General features: G+C 47.1%; 25 protein-coding genes. 13 read left to right on the forward strand and 12 right to left on the reverse strand.

Annotated features, from left to right (window positions below; all coding sequences use genetic code 11):
• The first annotated feature begins 220 nt into the window (after positions 1-220).
• From rpmE to HMPREF0581_RS08270, 10 genes are all read left to right on the forward strand, one after another.
• Positions 221-418 carry a 50S ribosomal protein L31 gene (gene rpmE / locus HMPREF0581_RS03580; RefSeq protein ID WP_009643356.1) on the forward strand — a complete coding sequence of 66 codons (198 nt, stop codon included), beginning with the start codon at positions 221-223 and terminating at the stop codon, positions 416-418.
• Between the two features lie 112 nt (positions 419-530).
• Positions 531-1,595, forward strand: coding sequence for a peptide chain release factor 1 (gene prfA / locus HMPREF0581_RS03585; protein ID WP_036380506.1), 1,065 nt, complete (start codon positions 531-533; stop codon positions 1,593-1,595).
• A 13-nt stretch (positions 1,596-1,608) separates the two neighbouring features.
• Entirely contained in the window at positions 1,609-2,601 is a 993-nt protein-coding gene (locus HMPREF0581_RS03590) for an L-threonylcarbamoyladenylate synthase (RefSeq protein WP_036380508.1), read from the forward strand.
• Between the two features lie 175 nt (positions 2,602-2,776).
• Positions 2,777-3,205: a ribose 5-phosphate isomerase B gene (gene rpiB / locus HMPREF0581_RS03595; RefSeq protein ID WP_036380510.1), complete on the forward strand. Its 429-nt coding sequence runs from the start codon at positions 2,777-2,779 to the stop codon at positions 3,203-3,205.
• 59 nt (positions 3,206-3,264) lie between these two features.
• Entirely contained in the window at positions 3,265-3,906 is a 642-nt protein-coding gene (upp, locus tag HMPREF0581_RS03600; RefSeq protein ID WP_009643423.1) for a uracil phosphoribosyltransferase, read from the forward strand.
• A 68-nt stretch (positions 3,907-3,974) separates the two neighbouring features.
• Positions 3,975-5,303 (forward strand): tyrosine--tRNA ligase, encoded by a 1,329-nt coding sequence (gene tyrS / locus HMPREF0581_RS03605; RefSeq protein ID WP_051426919.1) that lies wholly within the window; start codon positions 3,975-3,977, stop codon positions 5,301-5,303.
• A 95-nt stretch (positions 5,304-5,398) separates the two neighbouring features.
• Positions 5,399-5,854, forward strand: coding sequence for a C-GCAxxG-C-C family protein (locus HMPREF0581_RS03610; RefSeq protein WP_036380512.1), 456 nt, complete (start codon positions 5,399-5,401; stop codon positions 5,852-5,854).
• 225 nt (positions 5,855-6,079) lie between these two features.
• Complete coding sequence (locus tag HMPREF0581_RS03615) at positions 6,080-6,415, forward strand: hypothetical protein (RefSeq protein ID WP_009643425.1); 336 nt, start codon at positions 6,080-6,082, stop codon at positions 6,413-6,415.
• Between the two features lie 276 nt (positions 6,416-6,691).
• Positions 6,692-7,573: a LysR family transcriptional regulator gene (locus HMPREF0581_RS03620; protein WP_036380515.1), complete on the forward strand. Its 882-nt coding sequence runs from the start codon at positions 6,692-6,694 to the stop codon at positions 7,571-7,573.
• A 175-nt stretch (positions 7,574-7,748) separates the two neighbouring features.
• Positions 7,749-9,398 (forward strand): InlB B-repeat-containing protein, encoded by a 1,650-nt coding sequence (locus tag HMPREF0581_RS08270; protein ID WP_051426920.1) that lies wholly within the window; start codon positions 7,749-7,751, stop codon positions 9,396-9,398.
• A 79-nt stretch (positions 9,399-9,477) separates the two neighbouring features.
• Here HMPREF0581_RS08270 and HMPREF0581_RS03630 read toward each other — a convergent pair whose 3' ends face one another.
• The 3 genes from HMPREF0581_RS03630 to HMPREF0581_RS03640 are packed head-to-tail and all read right to left on the reverse strand — an operon-like array spanning position 9,478 to position 11,798.
• Positions 9,478-10,242 carry an acyl-CoA dehydratase activase gene (locus HMPREF0581_RS03630; protein ID WP_036380517.1) on the reverse strand — a complete coding sequence of 255 codons (765 nt, stop codon included), beginning with the start codon at positions 10,240-10,242 and terminating at the stop codon, positions 9,478-9,480.
• Between the two features lie 29 nt (positions 10,243-10,271).
• Positions 10,272-10,526, reverse strand: coding sequence for a DUF3343 domain-containing protein (locus HMPREF0581_RS03635; RefSeq protein ID WP_036380520.1), 255 nt, complete (start codon positions 10,524-10,526; stop codon positions 10,272-10,274).
• The gene (locus tag HMPREF0581_RS03640; RefSeq protein ID WP_036380522.1) at positions 10,527-11,798 is read right to left on the reverse strand and encodes a double-cubane-cluster-containing anaerobic reductase; all 1,272 of its coding nucleotides are present in this window, start codon (positions 11,796-11,798) and stop codon (positions 10,527-10,529) included.
• Positions 11,799-12,251: 453 nt separating this feature from the next.
• Between HMPREF0581_RS03640 and HMPREF0581_RS03650 the strand changes: the two genes are divergently transcribed.
• Both HMPREF0581_RS03650 and HMPREF0581_RS03655 read left to right on the forward strand, forming a co-directional pair.
• Positions 12,252-12,797, forward strand: a complete 546-nt coding sequence (locus HMPREF0581_RS03650; protein WP_009643487.1) for a glutathione peroxidase — start codon at positions 12,252-12,254, stop codon at positions 12,795-12,797.
• A 371-nt stretch (positions 12,798-13,168) separates the two neighbouring features.
• On the forward strand, positions 13,169-14,512 hold the full coding sequence (locus HMPREF0581_RS03655; protein ID WP_036380526.1) for an ATP-binding protein: 1,344 nt from the start codon (positions 13,169-13,171) through the stop codon (positions 14,510-14,512).
• A gap of 233 nt (positions 14,513-14,745) precedes the next feature.
• On the opposite strand, the gene lpdA is transcribed toward HMPREF0581_RS03655, so the two are convergent.
• The 7 genes from lpdA to HMPREF0581_RS03690 all read right to left on the reverse strand — a co-directional run bounded on the left by lpdA (position 14,746) and on the right by HMPREF0581_RS03690 (position 22,624).
• A complete protein-coding gene (gene lpdA, locus HMPREF0581_RS03660; RefSeq protein ID WP_036380528.1) occupies positions 14,746-16,122 on the reverse strand; it encodes a dihydrolipoyl dehydrogenase in 1,377 nt (458 codons plus the stop codon).
• Positions 16,123-16,269: 147 nt separating this feature from the next.
• Positions 16,270-17,271 carry a lipoate--protein ligase gene (locus HMPREF0581_RS03665; protein WP_009643503.1) on the reverse strand — a complete coding sequence of 334 codons (1,002 nt, stop codon included), beginning with the start codon at positions 17,269-17,271 and terminating at the stop codon, positions 16,270-16,272.
• 144 nt (positions 17,272-17,415) lie between these two features.
• Positions 17,416-18,834 carry an aminomethyl-transferring glycine dehydrogenase subunit GcvPB gene (gene gcvPB / locus HMPREF0581_RS03670; RefSeq protein ID WP_009643422.1) on the reverse strand — a complete coding sequence of 473 codons (1,419 nt, stop codon included), beginning with the start codon at positions 18,832-18,834 and terminating at the stop codon, positions 17,416-17,418.
• Positions 18,834-20,159, reverse strand: coding sequence for an aminomethyl-transferring glycine dehydrogenase subunit GcvPA (gene gcvPA / locus HMPREF0581_RS03675; RefSeq protein ID WP_009643373.1), 1,326 nt, complete (start codon positions 20,157-20,159; stop codon positions 18,834-18,836). The genes gcvPB and gcvPA overlap by 1 nt, the downstream gene beginning before the upstream one ends.
• Before the next feature lie 38 nt (positions 20,160-20,197).
• Positions 20,198-20,569 (reverse strand): glycine cleavage system protein GcvH, encoded by a 372-nt coding sequence (gcvH, locus tag HMPREF0581_RS03680; protein ID WP_009643439.1) that lies wholly within the window; start codon positions 20,567-20,569, stop codon positions 20,198-20,200.
• 183 nt (positions 20,570-20,752) lie between these two features.
• Entirely contained in the window at positions 20,753-21,841 is a 1,089-nt protein-coding gene (gene gcvT / locus HMPREF0581_RS03685; protein WP_009643514.1) for a glycine cleavage system aminomethyltransferase GcvT, read from the reverse strand.
• A 150-nt stretch (positions 21,842-21,991) separates the two neighbouring features.
• Positions 21,992-22,624: a CvpA family protein gene (locus tag HMPREF0581_RS03690; protein ID WP_169731142.1), complete on the reverse strand. Its 633-nt coding sequence runs from the start codon at positions 22,622-22,624 to the stop codon at positions 21,992-21,994.
• 344 nt (positions 22,625-22,968) lie between these two features.
• On the opposite strand from HMPREF0581_RS03690, the gene HMPREF0581_RS03695 reads away from it, so the two are divergent.
• Positions 22,969-24,759, forward strand: a complete 1,791-nt coding sequence (locus tag HMPREF0581_RS03695) for an aminopeptidase P family N-terminal domain-containing protein (RefSeq protein WP_036380532.1) — start codon at positions 22,969-22,971, stop codon at positions 24,757-24,759.
• 550 nt (positions 24,760-25,309) lie between these two features.
• Here HMPREF0581_RS03695 and HMPREF0581_RS03705 read toward each other — a convergent pair.
• Both HMPREF0581_RS03705 and HMPREF0581_RS03715 read right to left on the reverse strand, forming a co-directional pair.
• A complete protein-coding gene (locus tag HMPREF0581_RS03705) occupies positions 25,310-25,840 on the reverse strand; it encodes a hypothetical protein (protein ID WP_036380536.1) in 531 nt (176 codons plus the stop codon).
• A gap of 282 nt (positions 25,841-26,122) precedes the next feature.
• Positions 26,123-26,464, reverse strand: coding sequence for a hypothetical protein (locus tag HMPREF0581_RS03715; RefSeq protein WP_036380538.1), 342 nt, complete (start codon positions 26,462-26,464; stop codon positions 26,123-26,125).
• Between the last annotated feature and the right edge of the window lie 148 nt (positions 26,465-26,612).

Here is a 26,612-nt window from a genome sequence, read left to right on the forward strand (position 1 = left end):
GTACCTCCTCTTGTCTACATCTTGTGGTTAAATTATATAATATACTTTCATGTGCGATTTCTCAATCCGAAAAGGGTTAAAATCAGCATCAAAATGCCCGGAAATCAATACTTGTTGGACTTCCCTATTGCACAAGCTAATTTGCTTTGATATAATGGCAGGGCTATTGGAGCGATTGCATTGTTGCGCACGATAGACTTTTGAGAAAAGGAGAACTAGCATGAAGGAAGGAATCCATCCTGATTATAAGGAATGTAAAGTTACTTGCGCATGTGGTAATACCTTTACTACACTTTCAAATACCGACACTATGAGAGTTGACGTATGCTCCGAGTGCCACCCATTCTTCACAGGTCAGCAGAAGTTTGCTAACCGTGGTGGACGTGTAGAGAAGTTCAAGAACAAATACAACCTTTAGGGAAACAATATTCAGAGGACGCTGTTTGCAGCGTCCTCGTTTTAGAGCGTTTGGAACCACAGGCGGTGGTTTTCCCAACGCTTTTTTCATATCATAAGCAGAGGACGTAATTATGTTTGACAAGCTAGATTTTATACTTGAGAAATACGAGGAGCTGTCCCGGAAGGTTTCGGATCCGGATGTCATTGCCAGGCAGAAGGAATGGCAGAGGCTGATGAAGGAGATGAGCGACCTCGAGCCAATCGTTAAGGAGTATACGGCTTACAAAAAGGCAAAGGAAGAGCTTGAAGAGGCAAAGGAAATTCTCGAGCTGGAGGACGACGAGGAGCTGCGTGAGATGGCTCGTGAGGAGCTTAAGTCCAACGAGGCTGCTATCGAGCAGTACACTGAGAGCCTCAAGATTCTGTTGCTGCCAAAGGATCCTAACGACGACAAGAACGTAATACTCGAGGTCAGAGCGGGTACCGGCGGTGACGAGGCAGCTTTATTTGGGAGCGACCTTCTCCGTATGTACCTCAGATATGCCGAGAGAATGCGCTGGAAGACAGAGCTCATCGAGAGCAACGAGACTGAAATCGGCGGAGTCAAGGAGGCTGTGCTGCTCATCAAGGGCAAGGGGGCATATTCCAGACTCAAGTACGAGAGCGGAGTTCACAGGGTACAGAGGGTTCCTGAAACGGAGTCGGGAGGCAGAGTTCATACCTCTGCAGCTTCAATCGCTGTGATGCCGGAGGTGGATGACGTCGAGGTCAATCTGGATCCCAACGATGTTCGCGTAGACGTATACAGAGCGTCAGGAAATGGCGGACAGTGCGTCAATACGACAGATTCGGCGGTAAGGCTCACGCACATCCCGACAGGACTCGTAGTAACCTGTCAGGACGAGAAGTCGCAGATCAAGAACAAGGACAAGGCTTTCAAGGTACTGAAGGCCAGACTGTATGACCTGATGCAGCAGGAACAGAACGACAAAATCGCTGCAGAGAGGAAGTCGCAGATCGGTTCGGGAGACAGATCTGAGCGTATCAGAACCTACAACTTCCCGCAGAGCCGCATCACCGACCACCGCATCAACCTCACGCTGTATAAGCTGGACTCCTTCCTGGACGGGGATCTGGACGAGGTTATCGATGCGCTGATCACTGAGGATCAGGCTGAAAAGATGAGGGAATTCTAAGGCGGGGCATCCAATGAAGACACAGATTATTCTTCCGGACGAGGAAGGGATCGCCAAGGCAGGCCAAATCCTTCGTGATGGCGGTCTTGTGGCTTTTCCGACGGAGACAGTGTACGGGCTGGGTGCAAACGCTCTTGATCCCGTTGCGACCAGGCACATATATGAAGCTAAGGGCAGACCCGGCGACAACCCGATGATTGTCCATGTCTCCAACCTCGAGATGCTGAACGGAGTAGCTCGCGATTTCACAGATTCGCAGAAGGATATCATGTGGAAGCTGTGGCCGGGGGCTATAACATTCGTGCTGCACAAACATCCGGCAGTTCCGGATGTTACAACGGGCGGGTTGGATACGGTGGCAGTCAGATGGCCGGAGCGCAAGGAAGCGTCGGCAATTATTGAGGCAGCCGGGGTTCCGATCGCAGCGCCTAGTGCAAATCTATCGGGCAAGCCGAGTCCGACGACCTTTGAGGACGTTGCCGAGGATATGGACGGCCGTATTGATGCGATAGTTAAGGGTGAGCAGACTGTGATAGGCATAGAGTCTACAGTTCTGGATTTGACGTCTGATGTACCCACCATACTCAGACCGGGCTTTATAACCAAGAGCAGGATTGAAGAGGTTGTGGGTGGCGAGGTAAAATACGATCCGTCACTGTTTCAGAAGCCCGATTCGGATGACTTTCACCCGAAGTCTCCGGGTATGAAATACAAGCATTATGCGCCAAAGGCGGATGTCAAGATAGTCGAGGGAGACAAGGCTGCTGTGCATGAGGCCATTGCTAAGCTGTCAGCGGAAGCAGTCGCAAGGGGTATCAAGACGGCAGTTCTGGACTATGAGGGCAAGGGCGATGAAGCTGCGGTCAGGTATTTTGCGAATCTCAGGCAGCTCGACAGAGATGGCGTAGATGTGATATACATCGCCTCATACGACTGGGATGAAGTCGGGTTTTCGGTAATGAACAGGATGGTTAAATCGGCAGGCTATGACATACTGGAAGTATAGAGCTCTGCCGGATTGGAAAATACCGGCGCAGCTATGTGTCATTATAGAGACGGTAATCCCGTAAATACGCGGTCAGTGCGCAGTCAGTACACGAATGATGCACAAGTTGTCAGAGCATACAGCTGTCTGCAGGTGTATAATAAAGGGGAATATTTGAAAATAGCAGGAGGAAGATATGAAGGTTGCCATTGGATGTGATCATGCAGGATATCCGCTCAAGGTGGCGGTTGAGGACAAACTGCTTAAGGAGGGCTATGAGATTATTGATCTCGGCACGGATTCGACAGAGCCGGTGGACTATCCCGGCTACGGAAAGGCTGTAGGGGAGGCAGTTGCAAGAGGTCTGGCTGAAAGAGGCATTGTTATCTGCGGATCCGGAATCGGAATCTCGATCGCTGCCAACAAGGTTAAGGGCGTTAGATGTGCGCTCTGCACTTCTGTCGAGATGGCTGAGATGTCGAGGAGACATAACGATGCAAACGTACTGGCTATGGGCGCGAGGATGATCGAACAGGATCTGGCATTCAAGATTGTAGACAGGTGGTTTGAGACGGGATTTGAGGGCGGCAAGCACCTTCGCCGCATAAATATGCTGGACGACTAGCATATTCTGCACGTATTCGTATATACTAGTGAGTAAGTGAATTAACCAGGAGGATTACAATGGCTAACAGAGAAGGCAAGGTATATGTGTTTGACCACCCGCTAATTCAGCACAAGACCGCACTTATGAGAAATGTAAACACTAGCGTGAAGGAGTTCCGAGAGCTCGCAACTGAGGTTGCTATGCTTATGGGCTTTGAGGCGACGAGAAATCTCCCTCTCGAGGAGTTTGAGATCGAAACACCTATGTGCAAGACTAAGGTTAGAATGCTGGAGGGAGAGGACATCGCAATTGTGCCGATCCTGAGAGCCGGTCTGGGCTTTGTAGACGGTATGCTTGCGCTCGTTCCGAATGCAAAGGTTGGACACGTCGGTCTGTACCGCGACCCGGAGACTCATCTTCCTGTTGAATATTATTGCAAGCTGCCTACAGACATCGAGAAGAGAAAGATTTTCGCTGTCGATCCGATGCTTGCAACCGGTGGAAGCGCTATCGCCGCAATCGATTCTATCAAGAACAGAGGCGGACACGCCATCGCCTTCATGTGCCTGATAGCGGCACCGGAGGGGATAGATGCTCTACATAAGGCACATCCCGATGTAGACATCTATATTGCAGCTAAGGACGAGAGACTCAACGAAAATGCATATATTCTCCCGGGCCTGGGAGATGCAGGCGACAGACTGTACGGCACTAAGTGATCTCGGCAAGCTAATGACGTAAGGCCTGCGGCGAGAGCTGCAGGTTATTTAAGTAGAAGGGGGCTAAAATGATACAGATTCCAGACAATGTGAGTAAGCACACTAACGTATACGACGTGTTTGAAGAGAGAGGTCTTATCGAGCAGTGCACAGATCCTAAGGCTATGCGCGAACTGCTCGAAAGGGAGAAGATCAAGTTCTATGTCGGATTTGACCCAACCGCAGACTGTCTGCATGTTGGACACCTGATCCAGATTATCATTTTTGCATATATGCTCAAGTACGGACATACTCCGGTTGCTCTAGTTGGAGGCGGTACAGTTATGATTGGCGACCCTTCGGGCAGAACCGATCTGCGCCGCATGATGGACGTCGAGGAGATCGATGCAAATGGCAGAAAATTCAAAGACCTGTTTGACCGTTTCCTGCAATTCGACGACGAGTGGAAATACTTAGATAACGACGGCGTCAACAAGCCGGGTCATCAGAACAGGGAGCCTAAGCCGGGATTTGCCATCAGCACTAACAACGCACTGTGGCTCAGAAACCTTAACTACATCGAGTTCGTGCGTGAGATAGGATCGCTGTTTAACGTCAACGAGATGCTGAGAGCAGAGTGCTACAAGAGAAGAATCAAGGAGGGACTTACATTCCTTGAGTTCAACTACATGCTGATGCAGGGTTACGATTTCTATGTAATGGCTAGGGATTTCGGACTCAAGGCGCAGTTCGGCGGTAACGACCAGTGGTCCAATATCATCGCCGGTGTCAATATCGCCAAGAAGAGAGACAACCTCGATGTATATGGCATGACATTTTCACTTCTCACCAAGAGCGATGGCGAGAAGATGGGCAAGACCTCAAGCGGTGCGCTCTGGCTGGATGAGAATAGAGTTTCCGTATTCGATTTCTTCCAGTACTGGAGAAACGTTGCAGATGCAGATGTTAACAAGTGCCTGCGCATGCTGACATTCCTGCCAATGGACGAGGTTAACAGGTTGTCCTCGCTCGAGGGGGCGGAGATCAACAAGGCCAAGGAAATCCTGGCTTATGAGGTAACCAAGCTGGTTCACGGCGAAGATAAGGCGAAGAAGGCGCTCGAGGATGCTCGCGCAGTATTCGCAGCCGGCGGTACTAACGCAGTGACAATGCCAACTGAGGAGATGGATAAGTCCGGCTTTGAAGGCGAAGGCTTCGGCCTCGCAAGTCTGCTCAAGGAACTGGGGCTCGCTCAGTCGAATGGCGATGCATTCAGAACAATCGAGCAGGGCGGTGTCAGGATCAACGGCGAGCAGGTTACAGACAGGAAGAGAAAAGTAACTCTCACGGATTTTGAGGGCGGCAAACTCACAATTCAGAAGGGCAAGAAGAAATTCGTTGCAGTAACGCTCAAGTAATGAGCAATTGACAGCATAAACGGGCGCGCAGCGATGCGCGCTCTATTTATTAAATCAAATCGCCACGCGGCAGCGTGACAGCTAGGAGAGACGACATGGTAGAACAGGTTAATCTTGAAGCGGTGAAGAAGGATGTTGTAGATGCATTTACGACAGGCTGCATGTGCTCCGAGTCGGTAGTTACAATAGCGAACAAGCACTGGGATCTCGGCATGAGCGATGACATAATGGCTATCGCAACCGGATTCCCATATGGATTTGGAAATGGCGGTAATGTGTGTGGAGCAGTGGCGGGAGCGACAATGGCTCTCGGCAAAGTCTTCGGACGTGTAATCCCCGGTGATCCGAGCTACGAGAAGTGCATCGCACTCGTGAGAGAACTCAACGACGAGGTGATAGCCGGCTTCGGCAGCGCACTGTGTCCGGAGCTGCTGGAGGGCTACGAGTTCAAGACTCCGGAGCGCAAGCAGCACTGTATCGAGATTGTGGTTGCAGTGATCGAAATCTTTGCACACATCATGGAGCGCGAATGCGGAGTGAAGGTCTGTTAGAGGTTGTGACCGATTGACAGGTAAAAATATGCAGCATCAGTGACGGTGCGGAGTGGAGAGCTGTTGGAGGCTCGCGAGCAGAAGGTATCGGATGGCGGTAAAGGTGTGGCATGTGCGCTGTTAAATCGTAGATGATTATAGTAGATAAGATAATCGAAAAGCAGAGTATCAACAATTAAGGAGTACTATCAAGAGAGCTGAACAGAAAACAGAAAGAGGTGGCAGATGGCTAACAAGAAGAATTCAAAATACGAGAAGCCGGGCGGCATGAAGAAGGGCAGAATTGGAGTCGGGATTTTCATCGTAGCGGCTGTAATTGCTGACACAGTGATGATTCGCGGATATATGAACGGTGGCAAGAGTGCAACTCTGGGGGCTATGATCATCCTCATGACGATAGTATATCTGACTGTTGCGGTAAGCCTTATCAGACTTATAATCAGGATGGAGAAGCAGATGGCTGCCGACGAGCAGGAGCAGACAGAGGCGGAGGAGCAGGCTCAAAAGGCAGGCAAGGGTGCAGCCTACAAGTCGCTTAAAAAGAAGTCCAGGAACAAGTAATTAGTTGCAGCAGGTTCAATAGACATTTGAAGCAGCTTGATAAAAATTAATTGTCAATCTAGCGGGGCACAATAAAAAGGTATAACAAAAGAGCGGGGATAATATCCTCGCTCTTCCTGTATGAATATTCTATGGATGGATCTTGTAATAACAGCAATTAACTTGAAATCACCCTTGCTGTACCTATATAATAGACCCTGGAACCCAACATGTAAAATTAATTAAAATGTGTTAATCAATAAAAAATTATAATAGCGGATTTCTGCTGGAGGGAATATGGAGAATCGTAATGTAGCTACCTTTATCAAGGTTGTAGAGATGAATAACTTTACGAGAGCGGCTGAAAGCCTCGGGTACTCGCAGGCAGCTGTAACGGCGCAGATCAAGCAGCTGGAGCATGAGCTGGGAGCGCCGCTTTTTGACAGAATAGGCAAGAGGATCAATCTCACCAGAGCAGGTGAGGCTTTCTTACCATATGCGTTCCGCCTGCTCAAAGCCGAGGATGAAGCGATAGCATGTATACGGGAGCAGGGCGATCTCAGCGGGACTCTCAGGATAGGCACAACATCCAGTCTCTCCATTGGAGCTTTGCCACAGGCCGCTATTGATTTTATCAAGGAGCATCCAAATGTAAATATCGTGATTCAGGTCTCGGACTTCACTAAGGATCTGCGCGAGAAGCTCATAGCCGGCACTATGGATCTCGTATGGGCGATGACCGAACCGCCTAATCCTCAGAATTTCCAGCGCATACTGGAGAAGGACGTTCCGATTGTATTTGTTGCGCACCCTGATCACCCGCTGGCGGGCAAGAAGGTGTCGCTGCGCAAGATCCTCGCCGAGCAGTTAATCGTTGCGGACAGGGAGGTCGGCTACACATACTATCTAAATAAATTTGCAAATGATATCGGGGTACAGCTTGAACCGGTACTTGAGATTGGTTCTGTGTCTGCAATCATCAATATACTTGAGGGGGGATATGGGGTATCTTATCTTCCGTATTTCGTAGTACAGCAGGCAATCGAGGATGGAAATTTGGCATTAATAGATGTTTCCTGCCCTGATCCGGAGCTTAAGAGCAATATTATATGTCATAAGGGTAAATGGATAGATCCGGTGATTAAGAATTTCATTGAATTTATAAATGAAAGAATATAAAAAGGTTGTATGCAAAAATATCACAAAGTCTATCAGACATGATTTTATATGTTCCGAACAACGAATGTCAGCTACTATGTATTTTATTAATACATAGTAGCATATATATATATATATGCTAAAATCTCCGTGTACGTTATAAGTAATTAACAATTAAGAGAGGACGTTAGTGTTGATGAAAAAGGCAGTTAAAAAAAATATTAGCTTAATATTGACTCTTATGATCATATTAATACCGCTCTCAAATACATCAATTGTGTTTGCAGATGAAGATTTAAGCTCGCTTCATCCGGTGCATTATTTTATGCAAAGTAAGGGTGGAGGTGTGAATTTAGTTGATAAAAGTGAAGAAATAAGGAAGGAAAATTATTGGGTTGACTTAAAATATTCAAAAGTGGAAAGCATTCCGGTAGTTGCGGGAAAATCTATAGAATATTTTAAAACTCTTGTTCCTAAATATGTGTTGGAACCTAAAGACACTGCTGTTAATCAGTATGCAAAGGTTAGCACAATGGTCGATTTTTATTGTGCTCCTGAGTTTGTAAATACGGGTATTATTTCAAAGTGGAGTGGGTTGAACATATTTCTTCATCCAAGGGAACCTCAAAGCAATCCGTATTTTCAGCAATTCTCCAAGATTCCTGAAGATAGAACTAATCCACATAAGTTTAAACAAAGTGACATTTTAACTACTGAAGAAACTAGTAAGCCCTTAGAGAAATTGCAAGTTTTAGCCGATATAAAGGCTAAAGGCAGCATCGATTCAAAGAAAATAGACGAATATAAGAAAGGTGATCCAATTGACCTTGAGTTTTCTATGAATGCATCTTGGTTCAAGCGTTATATCAATGGATTCGCTTTGTTCTCAACTCAAGTAGGCGGTATGTCAGATGAGGGAATTCAGAAAATTTACAATCAGTATGCAATGTCAGATGCTCAACTTGTTTTTACATTAGATATTCCTAATGGGGTAACTATTAGTAATAATCCAACTGCAAAGATAAGTGGATTAGATGGATTTACAGCAAATGTTTCAAGGGAAGGAAATACTTTGCTTGTAAAATTACGTAAAAATGAAAAGGCCAAAGTTTGCAAATGGAAAGACTTGATTGAAAAGATTAATTCCATAGATACAAGTAACATTAATGTTAGTATTTCAGGATTAAAAGTTTCTAATGACTCAAATCAAGATTCTCAGATGACTATAAGAGGTACAGTTTCCGGATTCTATGACTTTGCTACTTCGCATACTGAAAAATTTTACCTTCCATCTCCCGAACATAACAATCATGAGGAGTTGGGTGCGGGACATGAAAATTGTGCGAGTAGGTATTATTGGTCATTTGCAGCAATCCAAGATCCTAGTGGACTGGATAAGGCGGCAGACTCAAATAAGCCAAACCGAATATCTTATACTTTCAAGATAAATAAGCCGGCTGATAACACCGTAACTTTCAAGGATGGAAATGCTACACACGCAACCGTAAAGGTGGAAAACGGCAAATCAATTGATAACGATGCTTTAGTTGATCAATCGATGCCAAGTGAGCCAACAAAGAGTGGTTATATTTTTAAGGAGTGGAATACTCAAAATGACGGAAAAGGAACTAAATTTACAGGTTCAACCATTGTTAACGAGGATATGACGGTATATGCTGTTTATAGCAAGAATGCAGTTCCGAACAAACCCGGCAAGCCGTCAAACAATAGTAAGTTACCAAAGACCGGTGATGATGTAAGTGTACCGTTGTATGTTGCGCTGTTAGTGATATCAGGAGTATTACTGTTGGCGGTATATTTCAGAAGAAGAAAAGATAATATATAATGTAAAATATTAGGAGATGTCGCATCAAGAAATGCGACATCTCCATTTACTGTTTCCGAGTTATCTTCGGATAATCTAATTATTTTGCGATATTGCCGGCGAGTATCGCTGCCCCATATGCACCTGCATATCTCCCGTCCGGGAGGGGAGTTACAGTCCTGCCAAGTTTCTTAGACAAAAGTTCAGCAAAATACTCGTTTCCACTTAGACCGCCGGTTATCACGCATTTATCGGCAATAGACTTCTTCTGACACAGAGTAACGACCTTGGTTGCGACACTGTCTATTACACCTGCAGCTATCTCATCCTTAGGACGCCCCTCTCCCATGTAATTGATAACTTCGGATTCTGCGAAAACCGTACAAATCGAGCTAATCGGTATAGGCTTTCCTTTTTGAGCCTCTTCAAAGAGCTCTTCGATTGTAAGTCCGAGTCGATTCGCCATAACCTCGATAAATTTGCCGGTTCCGGCGGCGCACTTATCGTTCATCAGGAAGTCGACTGCTCTGCCGTTCTGCACCAAGATGTACTTGGTGTCCTGTCCGCCGACATCGATAATCGAGCAGTCTTCCCTTCCGGCCATCTCATATCCGCCGCGCCCGTGACACGTAATCTCGGTGATTACCTTGTCAGCATAGTCTACAGAGATACGGCCGTATCCGGTCGCAACAATCTTGGCCTTATCGATATCAATGCCGCGCTCCTCCAGATTCTCCTTAATGATGCCGGCAGTGATCTTACTGTTCCAGCCTGTCGGGAGAACCTTGAAGCACGGCTTGTCATCATCGCCGATAATACATACCTTTGAAGCAGTAGAGCCAATATCAATTCCAATCCTGGTCATAAAATACTCCTATATTTCGTATATTTTGTCTAACCGTACCTGTGCCGGTTGTTGTTGAACTCGTTGTTGAGTCCGCTTATCGATATGTAGCGCAGGTTCTCCGACGCAGCTAACTCCTCTATAAAGGAAATATCTTCCTCCTTGATAAGCAGAGATACACCGCAGCAAACGCTCAGCTCCCTGGGAGTCGGGCTGATCTGCGCGTAATGTGAGCTGTCTTTGATAGCACGATACATCGCCATAGCATCGGTGTGATTGTCAAACAAAATGTAATAGTGGAGCATTTAGCCTAGAACCTCGATAAATGCCTCAATACGAGTCTTGAGCTGCTGTGCATCGCTGTCAGTATAGTCAGTTTCGATGCCGAGTACCGGGATTCCGGCTTCCTTGAGCCTATCCTCCAGGAGGTATCCCTCGATGTCGTATGTCTGGCAGAACTTCAGGTTAACGTCAATTACCGCGTCTACTTCGTATTCCTTAGCAAGTCTGATTATATCATCAAAGCGACCCGTGTTAGGTGTGAAGCATGCGCAGTTGATCTTCATGTAACGATCTGCGATGTTTCCAACCATCTCATCGATAGTCTCGCCGGACTCATCTACGAAATTTTCAAAGTAGCGAGTTCCGGTACATGTTTCCTCACAGACAACAGCTGCGCCGGAAGTCTCTATTAGATTATGCATCTTCCAGTTAGGAATTGCCATAGGCGTTCCGGAAATCATGATGCGTTTAGTTCCTGAAGGGAATACAGAAACGCCATCTGCAACTCTCTTCTCGAGCTCATCGCACAGCTTGTTGACCATGGTTGTAAATCTCGCAGGGTCGTCGTAGTAAGCAATCTGGGAGATGAGAAGAGTGTCAGTTCCGCTGATAGGAACGTTTTTGTTCTTGCGCAGGTCGTACAGTCTCTTGAGCGCGGCACGCTTAGCGTTGATCTTCCGGATATTCTCAGCGAGCTTCTCAGGAGTAATCTTGTTGCCTGTCTCCCTCTCAACCATCTCGAGCAGGTCATGACATTCGTAAGCCCATTTAGCGATGTCCTTGTCTCTCTTCATCTGTGGCAAATCCATGATATGCATAGGAACGTCCGTGCCGAGGATCTCGTACGCCTTCTTCTTGCCGTCACATGTATTCTCGCCGATGTAGATGTCAGCAAGCCTGTAGAATGGACATGTCCTGTCAAATCTCGCGCCGAGCATAGCCTTGATCAGCGGACATGTATTTGCCGGCAAATACTTCTCTCCACCGGGAACCCAGAACTGCGAGCCGGCGCAGAGTCCGGTTGCTATTCCGTTGCCCGCAAAGATAATTTCATCAGGAACGTATGTGCAGAAGGTTCCAAATACCTTGCCGCCCTGCTTCCTGAATTCGACGAGCTCAGCCGGACGAATTCCGTGAACATCAGCAAGAACCATGTCGAAGTAATCCATGCTTTCAGGTCTGTTTTCCTGAGAAAGGAACACATCTCCAATAGCTCCGGGGAGAACGCTACATAGCACATCGTGGTTCTCAACATCCATGCCGAGATCTTCCCACATTTTACGATAATCAGCCATTTTTTACCTCCATAAATAAGTTAAAATATACTGATAAGATTATATCAGTGACGGTCGAACAACTGGTATTGAATCAGTGTATAGGATCTTGAAACATATAGAAATTATAAATACTTATCTGCTCGCCGGTATGCTGTGTGAAGGAGTTGGCTTAGGACCAGCGGGATAGTGCGACGGAGTGAATGCGGTAATAGCAAGTGGAACCGTCGTAATTAAAATCGGGGATTTGACGCGAGCTTTTGAAGCTACAATTATGATTAAGTATGATTGAGAGCGAGAGAGTAGGATGCGAAAATCTGACAGCAGAAGAAATATTTGTAGCAAAGAAGTTACGAGGGAATATTTTTTCAGAAAAGGTGTTGACAACGCAATTAGATATGATAAAATTGAATTGTTCAAAATAGAAGCTGAAATTTGTTATTTACATAAGAGATATTCACAGGAGGATTTGAGATGGCTAACATTTATGATTTCAAAGTAGCAAGACCTGACGGCAGCGAGCTGAACCTGGCTGACAACAAGGGAAAGGTAATGGTAATCGTTAATACGGCAACCGGCTGCGGATTCACTCCACAGTATGAGCCGCTGGAGAGCATGTACAGGGAGCTTCACGATTCCGGACTGGAAATCGTTGATATTCCTTGCAACCAGTTCGGTGGACAGGCTCCGGGCTCCGATGAGGAGATCCACGAGTTCTGCACACTTCATTACAACACAACCTTCCCTCAGATGAAGAAGTCGGATGTAAACGGTGAGAATGAACTTCCGCTGTACACCTTCCTCAAGAGCCGGAAGGGCTTTGAGGGCTTCGGCGAGTTCCCTGATAAGGAGAAGTTCGAGGAATTTGTGGCAATGGGGGATCCTGACTTCAGAAACAACGCTAACATCAAGTGGAACTTCACCAAGTTCGTTGTAGATAGAGATGGAAACGTTGTTGCAAGATTCGAGCCGACGGCTGATATGGGAGAGGTTGTAGCTTTCGTAAAGAGCCTTATCTAATCTATAGTCAAATATGCAATAAATAGTATAAGTAAACAAGCAGACTTAATAATGGGTTGAAAGAAAAGCAGGGTGTGTAACTATGTATGGGGCTAAGGAAGGCGCCTACCGAGTCAATCGGTGGGCGCCTTTTGAGGTGGTGGTGCGCCCGGCGAGTGCACGTTCTAACGGGTGAAAGTCTCGAATCCGCCCGGTGGCGGGAAGGATACAGCCGAAGGCAAGGGTTTGGTAAAGAATCATAGACAAAAACAATATAACGCGATTATTCAGTCTAAAAAATATATAGTAAAACAATTATTCGGTTGAAAAAACGTGCAATTAATTGATTATTCGATCGATAAAATATATAATAATTTTGTCGGAGGTGTGTTATGAAACGAGAGATTATGGCAGAGCTTGTTCAATGGAAAGAAAAACAAAATAGAAAACCATTGATAATAACAGGTGTGAGGCAATGCGGGAAAACATATATTATTAAAGAATTTGCAAAAAATGAATTTATAGAACACATGTATTTCAATTTTGATGGAAATACCGGACTACAATCAGTATTTGACTATGACTTTGATATAAAGAGAATTATCAGAGAACTTGAAATTGTGAATACAAGCGGAAAGATAACGCCCGGAGAAACTTTGCTGATATTTGATGAAATCCAGGCATGCCCGAGGGCGATTTCGTCTTTAAAATACTTTTGTGAAAATATGCCGGAACTTCACTTAGTTGCAGCAGGTTCCCTCCTTGGTATTGCACTAAAGCACGAGGGGATTTCTTTCCCCGTTGGTAAGGTTGATCGTTTAGAGATGTTCCCAATGAGCTTTTCCGAATTTGTTACAGCAGATGGTGGAGAAAGCTTGATTAAAGGATTGCACAGTATGCCGTTGGAAAGGGAACTTCCTGCTCTATATACTATTCCTTTAGAGAGACACTTGAAAAACTATTACATAGTTGGAGGAATGCCTGAAGCGGTAAGTGCTTGGAGCGAAACACATAATTATCAAGAAGCAGAAATGATTCAAGATAGAATTTTGAGGGATTATCCCGATGATTTTGGCAAATATGCTTCATACACCGAGGCAAATCGAACGAAACAAATATGGGATTCTATACCCACGCAGATTGCAAAAGAGAACAATAAATTTGTTTTTTCCCATGTAAAAAAGGGTGCGAGAGCGAAAGATCTTGAGGCTTCGCTGCAGTGGTTGGTAAATTCAGGATTAGTGTATCGTTTGCATTTAGTGAACAATCCGCAGCTACCGCTTTCCGGTATGGCAGATGCAACATATTTTAAATTATATATGTCTGACGTGGGTTTGCTACGGAGAAAATCGAATCTTAATTATAGGACTGTATTGGACGGGGATTCAAATTTCATACATTTCAAAGGTGCAATAACAGAGAATTATGTGATGACACAACTAGTTTCAATGGGAATGAAATGCTATTTTTGGAGAACAAAGGCTGATGCTGAAGTTGATTTTCTAACTGATTATGAAGGACTTTTAGTTCCAATTGAAGTAAAATCTGCGGAAAATACAAAAGCAAAAAGCTTAAATTTATTTTGCAGTAGATTTAAACCGGAGATAGCATTCAAGACATCGTTAAAGAATATAGGCGATACCTATGTTGATAGAACTCATCAGTGGAGTATTCCTCTATATAGCCTATTTAGAATAAAGGAATATATATTTAATGAAAAAGGTTGGGACAGTTAAATATATTTGGTAGATATTCTATAAGGTAATGTAAAGAGCAGTTCCGCAGAATGGTTTTGAGGAGGTTTTAGCATAATGATAAAAAATCGTTTGCCACATATCATGGCAAACGATTTTCAACTTATGTATTTATTTGTACGACTCTATCTCGTGTCGTTGCCTCGTATAAATATGGAGAAGTATGAGCTAACGCACTTGCTGAAGCTTATTCCGAGATAATTGGGCAGCTGATATTATCTGGCTGCTTCTGCTATCGCTTCCACAAAGGTTGGATGCGGATGGATTGTGGAAGATATGTCTTCGAGTGTCAGCTTGTTGGAAATTGCCAGCGCCAATTCGCCTACCAGATCGGTAGCGCGGCCGCACATGAGCTGTGCGCCGAGCAATATATGGCTGTCGGCATCGGCTATCAGCTTGATGTAGCCGCGGCCGAGGTCTTCGATGACGGTCTTGCCGTTGGCTCCCATAGCGTATTTCTTGGTTATCACGGCAAGCCCCTGTGACTTGGCCTCGTCCGCGGAGATGCCGACCGACGCAATCTCCGGCATCGAGTAGATGCAGGTTGGGACTGTGTCCATGCGGATTGGCGGCTCTGCTCCGTTCATGTGGGCGACGGCATTGCGACCCTCGGCCGTCGCTGTGTGAGCCAGCTCAATGCCGCCGATTGCATCTCCGATGCCATATATGCTCGGGCTCGCCGACCGATAGTGCTCATCTACGGCGAGTCGGCCGCGCTCGCCTGCAAGATGCTGCAGCTCGTCAGACAGCAGGCCGGGTACATCTGAACGCCTGCCTACAGCCATCAGAACAGCATCTGCAGGCACCGATTTTTCTTCATCCTTATCAGTGTAGACAACCGCAAGTCTTCCTTTCGCCTGCTCAATCCTGACAACAGGGCATTTGGTCAGAACCTCAACTCCATCCTTTTGCAGGCTCATCTTCAGACTGCGGGCCAATTCCTTATCAACAGTAGGGATCAAGCGGTCCATGGCTTCTACAATAGTCACATGAGAACCGAAGCCATGATATACATTGGCAAATTCAACGCCGATAACGCCGCCGCCGATGATTACAAAATCATCAAAGGGCGTACCGCCCTGCTCGAGGAGCTCAGTCGAGTCCATTACGCCCTCGAGCTCGGCGCCGCTGATAGGCGGGATAAACGGACTGCCGCCAGTGGCGATAAGGATGAATTTGGAGGAAACCTCCTTTGATTCACCGGTCTTCGCATCTGTATAGGACACAGTATGCTCATCCCTGACCAGCGCGAGGCCATGTATGAGATCGATCTTAGCCTTGGCCAGCCCCGCCTCTATGCCCTCGCGTAGGACATCAAGCACTTCGTCCTTGCGTGCTCGAACAGCGTCGAGGTCTACCTCAACGGCAGACGCGCGAATGCCTATGCGGTCGCCCTCTCTCTCTTCCTTCGCAAGCTCGGACGAGCGCATGATGGTTTTGGTAGGCACACAGCCTCTGTTGAGGCAGGTGCCGCCGACCTTATCCTTCTCAATTACAGCGACCTTCATACCGTACTTAACAGCTTCAAAGGCGGCCTCGTATCCACCGGGGCCGGCTCCGATGACAACCAGATCATAATTGTATTCAGTCATGTATTCCTCTTTTCATATTCATATTTATCAGCAGATATACCGTGCGCGGGCGATTATGAGCCGCACTCGGCTTCACGTTTACCGATCAGCATCAGTAACCGATGCTTGCAGCAATCGATTCGCCACACTCAGGTTCGCAATTACGGACTACATAATTCCGTCAGCAATCAGGTCAGTAATATCGCTGCAGATCTGATATTCTTTAGATGCGGGTGCATAAGGCAGCATGCCCTCCACGAGCGTGGACATCGCTGCCTTGTTGTATTTGCAGCCGAGCAGCTTGTCTCTCAGCTCATCAAAAACCGCAGTTTCAAGCGAGTCTGAATACAGACCGCAATCCTTGATAAACCCGCCTTCGACCTGCAGCTCAATGTCAATTCCTCCCCAATCGAGTCTCTCGGTAATAGATGTAGTAAACGGAATTTTGCGCCCATACCTCCAGTCCTCGGAGGAGTATTTATCCACTAGAGCCTTGAGCTCCGTATTCGAGTCAGGAGACGGGGTATCGAATCGCTCCGGAGTGCCGGCATACACCTTGGCAAATGCCTCATAGAGTGCATCCTTAAGCTCTTTGAGCGTTATATCCGGCTTGTGATCGATCAGGTTGGTAACTCTGGAGCGTACTGACTTTACGCCCTTGGATTTGAGCTTGGCAGCAGACACGTTGAGATATTCTCCCAGCGGTGCCGGATCCACGTCAAACATAATCGTGCCGTGATGGTAGCAGTAGCCGTGGCTACGGTAGTATGCGTGTCCGGAGAACTTCATTCCGTCGATAGTGAGGTCGTTGCGACCTGTTTTTTCAGCATTTATACCCAGGATGCGAACAGCCTCGAGTATGACCTCTGTCTGCTTAGGTATGTTGTATTCGTCCTCCCTGGCGATAAATGTGAAATTCAGGTTGCCGAGGTCGTGATAGACTGCGCCGCCGCCGGAGATCCGTCTGGCGAGCTTGCAGCCGCCTGCCTTCATCGATTCGACTCTGCACTCGCGCCAAGGGTTCTGGTTCTTGCCGATAACGACCGTGTTGGCGTTCTGCCACAGGTACATGGTGACCTCGCCCTCCGTCGCACGGAAGGTCATGTATTCCTCGGTCGCGAGATTGATAAACGGGTTGGTGCAATCTGTTTCGGTATATCTTAGATTCATGTAGATGTAGCTCCTTGCTATAGTGTTAAGTTAAATCAAGCCCGGACAGACAGTCGCACTTACGCGTACTCTAAGATCTGTCAGGGCTTATGTCTCTTCTCTCATGCCCTGCGTGAACGTGCAAAGGCGCGAAGCTGTTTGAATTTATTTGAATTCGAACTTTAGAACCGGCTCTCTAGCTGCTTTAACCTCGTCTAATCTGCGGATAGGGGTTGTGACAGGTGATGCCGATACCGACTCAGGCGAGCTGATGATCGAATCGTAGATCTGTCTAAATGCCGCAATCGCCTCGTCGAGGGTCTCACGCGACTCCGTTTCGGTAGGCTCAACCATGAGAGCCTCGCTTACGATGAGTGGGAAGTACATCGTAGGTGGGTGAATTCCGAAGTCGAGGAGTGCCTTTGCCACGTCAAGTGCGGATACATTGTTCTCCTTGTGGAATTTCTCGAGGCTCATTACAAACTCGTGCATACAGGTGCGGTCGTAAGCCATCGGATACAGATCCTTGAGCTTCTCCATCATGTAGTTGGCGTTGAGCACAGCGTTGCGGGCCAGCTCAGGCACGCCGTCGCCACCGATGTATGTCAGGTATACGAGCGCTCGCAGGCTGATCAGGAAGTTGCCGTAGAAGCCGGTAACGTTTCCGATGCTCTTCTCGGCGCGAACGTATTTGCCATCCTTGACTGTGAGTCCCGGCAGGAACTGGCCGAGGAAATCCTTGCATCCGCATGGACCGCTTCCCGGTCCGCCACCGCCGTGAGGAGTCGAGAAGGTCTTGTGCAGGTTGAGGTGGATTACGTCAAACCCGATGTCTCCCGGGCGCACAAGTCCGATTACAGCGTTGAGGTTAGCGCCGTCGTAGTAGCAGAGACCGCCGGCCTCGTGGACGAGTCTGGTGATCTCAAATATATTTTCGTCGAATACTCCGACAGTGTTAGGATTGGTGAGCATCAGACCTGCGGTCTTGTCGCCGATCTTAGACCTGAAGTCATCCATATCAATGCTGCCGTGGTCATCGGACTTGACAACAACAACCTTGAAGCCTGCCATCGCAGCACTGGCAGGGTTGGTCCCATGAGCTGAGTCAGGAATCAGGATTTCATTCTTGTCGAACAGTCCCTTGTCATGCAGGTATGCCTTGATGAGGAGCAGTCCTGTAAATTCGCCCTGCGAACCGGCTGCCGGCTGGAATGTCATGTGATCCATACCGGTGATCTCGCACAGGTATGATTCAAGCGTATCCATGACCTCGGTGCAACCCTTGACTGTGTCTACAGGCTGTAAAGGGTGAATGTCTATAAAACCCTTGAGCGAAGCCACCGCATCGTCAAGCTTCGGGTTGTGCTTCATAGTGCAGGAGCCGAGCGGATAGAATCCGTCGTTAACTCCGTGAGCCTCCTTGGCAAGAGCCGTGTAGTGGCGTCCCATCTCGCTCTCAGACACCTCAGGGAGATGTGGCGCACTGCCTCTCATAGGTACGTCAGGCAGAGAGATATCTACATCGCAGGCAGGGAATATGTCCTGACCTCTGCCGGGAACACTTCTTTCAAATATAAGTTTCATTATCTGCTCACCCCCTTGACGATTTCGATAACTTCATCCATCTGCTCTTTGGTGTTGAGCTCGGTAGCGCACCAGAGTATCTCGGTATCCGAGAGCTTCAGTCCGCCGAGTATACCCTTGTCAGAGAGAGCTTTTAGAACAGCATCTGCGTCAACACAAACTGTCACGAATTCGTGGAAGAATGGCCTGTCATACTTGAGCGCAAGGCCTGCACCGGTGAGACCTGCTGCCAGATAATGCGCCTTAGATGAGCATAGCGTCGCAACCTGTTTGATGCCGGCAGGTCCGACTGCGGTCATGTACACGCCGGCCTTGAGCGCACAGAGAGCCTGGTTGGAGCAAACGTTGCTGCTGGCCTTCTCTCTGCGGATGTGCTGTTCTCTAGCCTGGAGAGTCAGCACAAATCCACGTTCGCCTCGGGAATCAACTGTCTCGCCGACGAGTCGGCCCACAATCTTGCGTGTGTTCTTGGCAGTTGTAGCGAGTATTCCCAGGTACGGCCCGCCGTAAGCCAGACCAAGCCCGAGAGGCTGTCCCTCGCCGCAAACTACGTCTGCGCCGATTTCACCGGGAGTCTTGAGCACTCCCAGCGCGATTGGATTAACGCTCATGATGAGCTGAGCGCCAGCTTCATGAACGATTTCAGCGATCACGTCAGCATCTTCAACTATGCCGTAGTAGTTAGGGTACTGCATCAGGAAGCACGCAGCCGCTTTGTCTTCTGCCAGTGCGGCTTTCAGAGCGTCGGTGTCGGTAGCTCCCCCTTCCTTGCAGGCAGGTACAACCTTAACACCGGTCTCTCTTCCGAATGAGTATGTCTTGATGACCTCGAGAACTCTCTTGTCCACAGTATCTGACACGTAGATGGTGCTGCGCTTGCGGTCCTTGGTCATAGCGCATGCTTCGGCAGCTGCGGAAGCCCCGTCATACAGCGAAGCATTTGACACATCCATGCCGGTCAGCTCGCATATCATCGTCTGATACTCGAATATGGACTGAAGTATGCCCTGGCTGATTTCAGCCTGGTAAGGAGTATATGCGGTGATGAATTCCTCCTTGCTGACTACAGCGTTGACTGCGGCAGGAATATAGTGGTTGTAAGCACCGGCACCGCGGAAAATAGTATCGTACACTACGTTTTTGCCAGCCATCTGTTCCATGAGTCGAGCCGTCTCAAGCTCGGATTTGCCGGCAGGTATGTTCAGCTCGCCCTTGATTCTGGCGTCGGCAGGAATGTCCTTGAACAGGTCGTCCCAATCCTTGTAGCCGATGTCAGACAGCATGCGGAGCTGCTCGTCTTTTGTGTTAGGAATAAAGGTACCCAAATTGAACCTCCTTATGTGAAAGGGTGAAAGCCTACGCTTTATGCCTCTTCTGACTCTACGAACTCGTCGTATTCGTCGGAGGAGAGAAGCTCCTCTGTCTCGGTTACGTCCTTAACCTTGATGAGCCAAGCACCGTATGGATCCTCGTTGATCGATTCAGGTGCGTCAAAAAGCTCCTCGTTGATCTCAGCTACGATTCCGGTAACCGGGGACAGCACATCGGAAACGGCCTTTACCGACTCGATGTCGCCAAATGCATCGCCGACTGTAACCTCGTCATCGACCTCAGGAAGATTGATGAACACTATATCTCCGAGGCTGTGCTGAGCATAATCGGAAATACCGATAACATATAGGTCTCCTTCTTCCATAACCCACTCATGGGATTTTGAATACTTTAAATCTGCCATTTTTAATCTCCTTTGTATATGTTGTTTATCTATAAAGTGTTTATTTTGATATGTACAGATGGCTGTCCTTTCGCAAATACAACCAAATACGACTCCGTTTTTGCAATTACAGCTTCGTTCCTGTAAATTCGGGTTCGGTTCTCGATCTGTACCGACGCGTCGGAAGTGTGTCTCCCTATGCGATTATTTTTCCCTCTTATAGAAAGGAAGCTTTACCATCTCCGCATCAACCATGCGACTACGAACGTCTACCTGAACTGCTGCTCCGATCTCGCGCTTGTCGGAATTCACGATAGCCATCCCGTATGAGCCGCCGAGGTAAGGAAGGAACGTACCGGATGTGATGTATCCGATCTTCTCGCCGTCCCTGTATACATCGCACTCTTCTCTGATGATGCCGCGACCGGTCACCTTGATGCCGACTCTTCTCACCTTGAGTGGCGTAGCTGCTTCAATAGCGGCCTTACCGATGAAGTCCGGCTTGTCCATCTTGATAGCGAAGCCCAATCCGGCAACCTTAGGAGAGATATCCTCATTCATGTCGTGCCCGTAGAGCGGCATAGCAGCCTCCATGCGCAGTGTATCGCGAGCTCCGAGTCCGCATGGGAGCAGCCCGTCGTCTTTGCCGGCCTCAATTAGTATCTCCCAGATATCTGCAGCCTTATCCGCTGCCATGTATATCTCGAAGCCGTCCTCACCGGTGTAACCGGTTCTTGATAAAATGCATGGGATGCCTTTGATCTCCGCGTCGAAGTTAGCCGTGTAATATCCGGCAGGGATGAGCGCCGGATCTGCAACCTTAGCCAATATCGCCTCGGCCTTTGGTCCCTGCAGCGCCAGCTGTCCCCAGTCTTCGGATGCGTTGACCAGCTCGACTCCGTCAATCCTGTGGTCGACCATCCAGGCGAAATCCGAGTCTCTGTTTCCGGCGTTTACGACTACAAAATAATCGTTCTCGCCACGCTTATATACGATTAAGTCATCGACTGTACCGCCGTGCTCGTTGCACATAGGGCTGTATCTAGCCTGATCAACCTTGAGATCTGTGAAATCGTTAGTCAGAATATAGTTGAGAAAATCGACAGCCTTAGGACCGCTGACGATAATCTCGCCCATGTGGGACACGTCGAACAGGCCGCATGCTGTACGAACAGCCATGTGCTCCTGTTTGATACCGGATTCATACTGCACAGGGAGCGCAAAGCCTCCGAACGATACAATCTTGCCACCGTATTTGACGTGTGTGTCATAGAGGGGTGTTTTCTTATCCATCAAGAGTACCTCCTTGGGTGTAAGTGAAAATGCGTTTTGATTAAATGCATCGAATACACTCAAAATATAGCATAGCAAAACACCACAATCAATGAACAAAAGCATGACAGCAATAGTTTATTTTGTGTCATGCTTTTGCATAGTGATTTGTTAAATATATAGCTTATGCATGAAGTAGATAAGCGGATTTACATCGTAGAGATAGCCGGCGATATAAGAGTTGTTGAGCTGTTCGTTGAGAGCATGGATCTGTTCCGGGGCGAACAGCGTTGCAAACGGGAACATGAGTGCCAATAGCAGAAATATGAGAATCGCGCCCTTGATAGCCCCGAACAACAGCCCCACACTTGAGTCGACAGTTCCAAGCAGATTCTTGCGCTTCCTGCCACTCAATATCCTGCGTCGGAGCAGAATAGAGATAAACCACACCAACCCGACTATAATCGAAAACGAGATAATCGTGATAGATAGGTTTGTAAAACGATTAACAGTCGTGGTTATGCCGTCGATACCGAAGTCTTCAAACTTGGTGCGCAGCACTTTCGGGATGAATTTGAGCAAATCGATATCCTGCCCGTTGAACTTCTTGGTGAGCTTGAGCTTCATGATGTCGTCAATAGGCAACGCAAAGAGCAGCGACCTGAGACGATCTGTGTTCAGGATGCCGATGATGACTCCGCCGGAGATGGCCGCAAGCCTGACAAGCGAGTCGAGGAAGCCCTGCGATTTGCCGCGCAGTGCACATATTAAGAAGATAACCACAATAATTATATCTAATACCATATATAAATTATCTATCATATGCGAGATATTATCAATAGACATTGTCAACTGATCTATGAAAACCGAGACAGGCTATCCCTGAGGGGACATCTATGAAGTACATTATGATGATTTCTCTCCCGGTGAGATATTAGTAGCACTTTAGGGGTACATAGAATCGTCTGTGAAGTGCATTATGATGATCTCCTCCATGAGACATTAGGAACACCCTGTTAATACACAGAATATGTAGTTTGCTCGAATTAAGAGCGCGTCGACTATCGTTTATTTGACACACGGGAATGCTATAATACTCACAACCGATATTATTAATTTTAGGCACGCATCGTGTTTGGGAGGATATCATGACACAAGCAGCAGAGAGAATTGCTCAGCTGAGACAGATTATGGCTGAGAGAGGAATCGATGCATACGTTATCCCTATGGCCGACTTTCATCAGAGCGAGTATGTCGGAGAGCACTTCAAGGCTATCCGTTTCGTAACCGGATTTACAGGCTCATACGCAACAGTTGCAGTCACCGGGGATCGGGCAGGACTGTGGACTGATGGCAGATACTTTACACAGGTTATGACAGAGTGTGCCGGCAGCGGCGTCGAGCTGATGAAGATGTTCGTCGATGACACACCCGGAACCGTCGAATGGGTTGCTCAGCAGGTGCCGGACGGCGGTAAGGTCGCCTTTGACGGAAGAGTTCTGTCCATGGGGGACGGACAGGCCTATGAAGAGGCTCTTAGAGGCAAGGCTGTCGAGATCGACTATGAGCAGGCGCTAATTTCAGAAATTTGGAAGGACAGGCCGGGGCTTTCCGAGGAGTCGGCTTGGTATCTCGAGGAGAAGTACAGCGGTGAGAGCACTGCCGGCAAGCTTAATAGAGTTCGCGAGGAGATGAAGAAGGCAGGTGCTAATGTTCATCTAATCGCATCTCTGGATGATGTAGCTTGGCTACTGAATATGCGCGGCAACGACATCGATTTCTTTCCGCTGGTTCTCTCGTATGTAATCGTAAGAGAGGACAGCGCAGACCTCTATGTGGATGAGAAGAAGCTCAACGGTGAGCTCCGCAAGATGCTGGCAGGGAACAATGTAAATGTTCATCCGTACAACGAGATCTACGAGGATGCCAAGAAGATCGACGCAAGCTCAGTTGCGCTTATCGACCCTATGAAGATGAACTACGCTCTGTACAGGAACCTTCCATGCAAGGTTGTAGAGGGTGCTAACCCTACAATTCTCATGAAGGCTATCAAGAACGATGTCGAGATCAAGAACATCAAAAACGCAGAGCTCAAGGACAGCGTGGCTCTCACAAAGTTCATTTACTGGGTTAAGACCAACTACGACAAGATGAAGATTACAGAGCTCAGCGCTTCCGAGAAGCTGACAGAACTCCGCAGCGAACAGGATGGCTACATAAGAGATTCATTTGAGCCGCTTCATGCATTCGGCGCACACGCAGCGATGATGCACTATTCGCCTACACCGGAGTCAGACGTTGTGCTCGAAGGCGGACAGATGCTTCTCAGCGATACTGGCGGCGGATATCTTGAGGGCTCGACAGATATCACCAGAACCACAATCCTCGGATCCATCAGCAAGCAGATGAAGAGATATTACACAGCAGTATACAGATCGATGCAACACCTGTCAGCTGCCAACTTCCTGTACGGTAACCACGGCTGGTCGCTCGATGTCCTCGCCAGACAGCCGATCTGGGAGATGAACCTGGACTTCCAGTGCGGTACAGGACACGGCTTCGGTTACCTCGGCAGTATTCACGAGCCGCCAACAGGATTTCGCTGGTACATCGTGCCATCCAAGAATGAGCACCACCGGTTTGAGGCGGGCATGGTGGTTACCGATGAACCGGGAATCTACGAAGAGGGCGAGTTCGGAATCCGTATCGAGAATAATCTGCTCACAGTAGAGGGTGAGAAGAACAAGTACGGACAGTTCATGCACTTCGAGACCCTCAACTTCGTACCGATCGACCTCGACGGTATCGATCCGGAGGAGCTCAACAGGGCGGAGAAGGAGTGGCTCAACAGCTACCACAGAGAGTGCTACGAGAAGCTTGCTCCTTACATGAATGAGGCAGAGCTCGCTTGGCTCAAGGAGTACACAAGAGCAATTTAGTTTCTTGCAAATCTGATTCCTCTACCGCCTTCCGTACCGAGACTCGACAGGACCTCAGCTGTCGGAGCTTATAGGATGGCGGCAGGCAGTTTCGCAAAAGTTGATTGTTCTTGCTGATCGATAGGGCAAAGAGGGGCGACAGGACAAAAGTAGTTGATAAATTCGCTGTGGTCGTTGAAAATTTGGAGTAATAAGACAAAAAGAGTCGGTAGAAATCGCGATAGTCGTTGAAATTTCAATGGTTGCCGCGTCTGTATCTTTTTGAAAGAAGCTATAGGCCGGACAAAATGTACCGGTGAGATCATCTGTGCTCCCTTACATTTTGTCTTGTCCCCACCCTTTTTGTCCTATAGCCCGGATATTTTGACAAACTATTTTTTTCTCGAGAATTCCCCATAAACAAACACCTATGGTAGCGATAGGGAAAAAATTTATAGCGTAAAATTGTGATTTATACTTAATTAAAAGCAGTATTAGTAATAAGCATTGAAAAATTGTAATCATAATAAATCTATCTCTCTGATTCATTGATATTTACCCCCTCTCACTGTCAGTTGAATCGTTTGTAGTACTTCTCGTTAAATCGCTTTTGCATGTTGATTAGCGGTTTGCGATTGACGTTGGCTTCTACGAGGAACCCGAAGTTCTTATAAACCTCCTTGTATAACGCTTCCTGACCACCTTCAATCTTCTCGGACGCCATGTTCGCTGTATTGGGATCATAAATTCCTTTTAAGAAAAAATCATCTCCCCATATATAATACTTATTGTCCGTTCTGAAATACATATATTGCACTCCATTGTCATCATAAGTAGCAGAAATCGCTGGGATATTTCCATTTACCCTATTATTTTCGTTATACACTTTCGCTAGCCCATCATAATCGTACTTTATTCCTTTTTTATCTGGTGTATAGATAGCCTTGATATTTTCTAACGCCATTGCCATTTCAGGATGTATCCCCTCCTTATGCGGCATGTTGTGTGCATAATACACCGAGTATTTCCTGAGGTTGTAACTAGGGTTAAAATTCGTATATACAAACACAACTGATGCTATTGCTATTAATAATTTTTTCATCTTATCGGTGTCTCCCTCTTTTAAATATATGTTTTATTGTTCGCTTTAATTTTGAAGTTGCTTTTTTAGCCTTGGCTCGTATTTTGCTATTGGTTTTTCGGAAGGTCTTGACTACACTCTTAAGCTTCTTCTTTAATTTTACATGTACCTTTGCTATTGATTTTTTAACTTTTGGAAAAACCTTTCTTACAGTTCTTCTAACCGATTTCATCACGCGTCTACCGGTTTTGCCAATCGCAGCTATACTCTTGTTCATAGATCTAGCTACAAAAGCTTTAGCCTTTAGTATTCTGTCGATTCCTTGCTTTTTAATAAATTTAGCACAAGGGACAATCCCTTGGTAGAAGACTTTTTTGCATATATTCCAGCCACTTTAACCAGTGTACTAGCTATAATTCTAGGTGATGACTTCAAAATAATGAATTCGGTAAATGGCAACGTTCCCATGCTCTTAATAAAAGCTTTCCAACCCTTCCTAAATTCATTTTTTAAAGCGCCAATAAGGCCTATACCCATTAATGCGACTCCACCAAAAGATAAACTCGCCCAAAAGTTATGTAGGAAGTGTTGTTCGTCTGTTGACACTCCTGGCCCCGCTTGCGCTTGTAGTGCTTCCTTAAACATTTCCTCTCTTTTATGCTTTAAATCATCTTGATTATAATATCCTATAATTGTATCACTATATAATCTGCCCTTGTGCGGTATCTATGTCAGAAGATATAAAGCTGAGCACTACGGATTGCTCGTTCGTAGTGCCGTGTTCCACTATTCT

Source organism: Mogibacterium timidum ATCC 33093, assembly GCF_000525775.1.
GTDB classification, from domain to species: Bacteria; Bacillota; Clostridia; order Peptostreptococcales; family Anaerovoracaceae; genus Mogibacterium; species Mogibacterium timidum.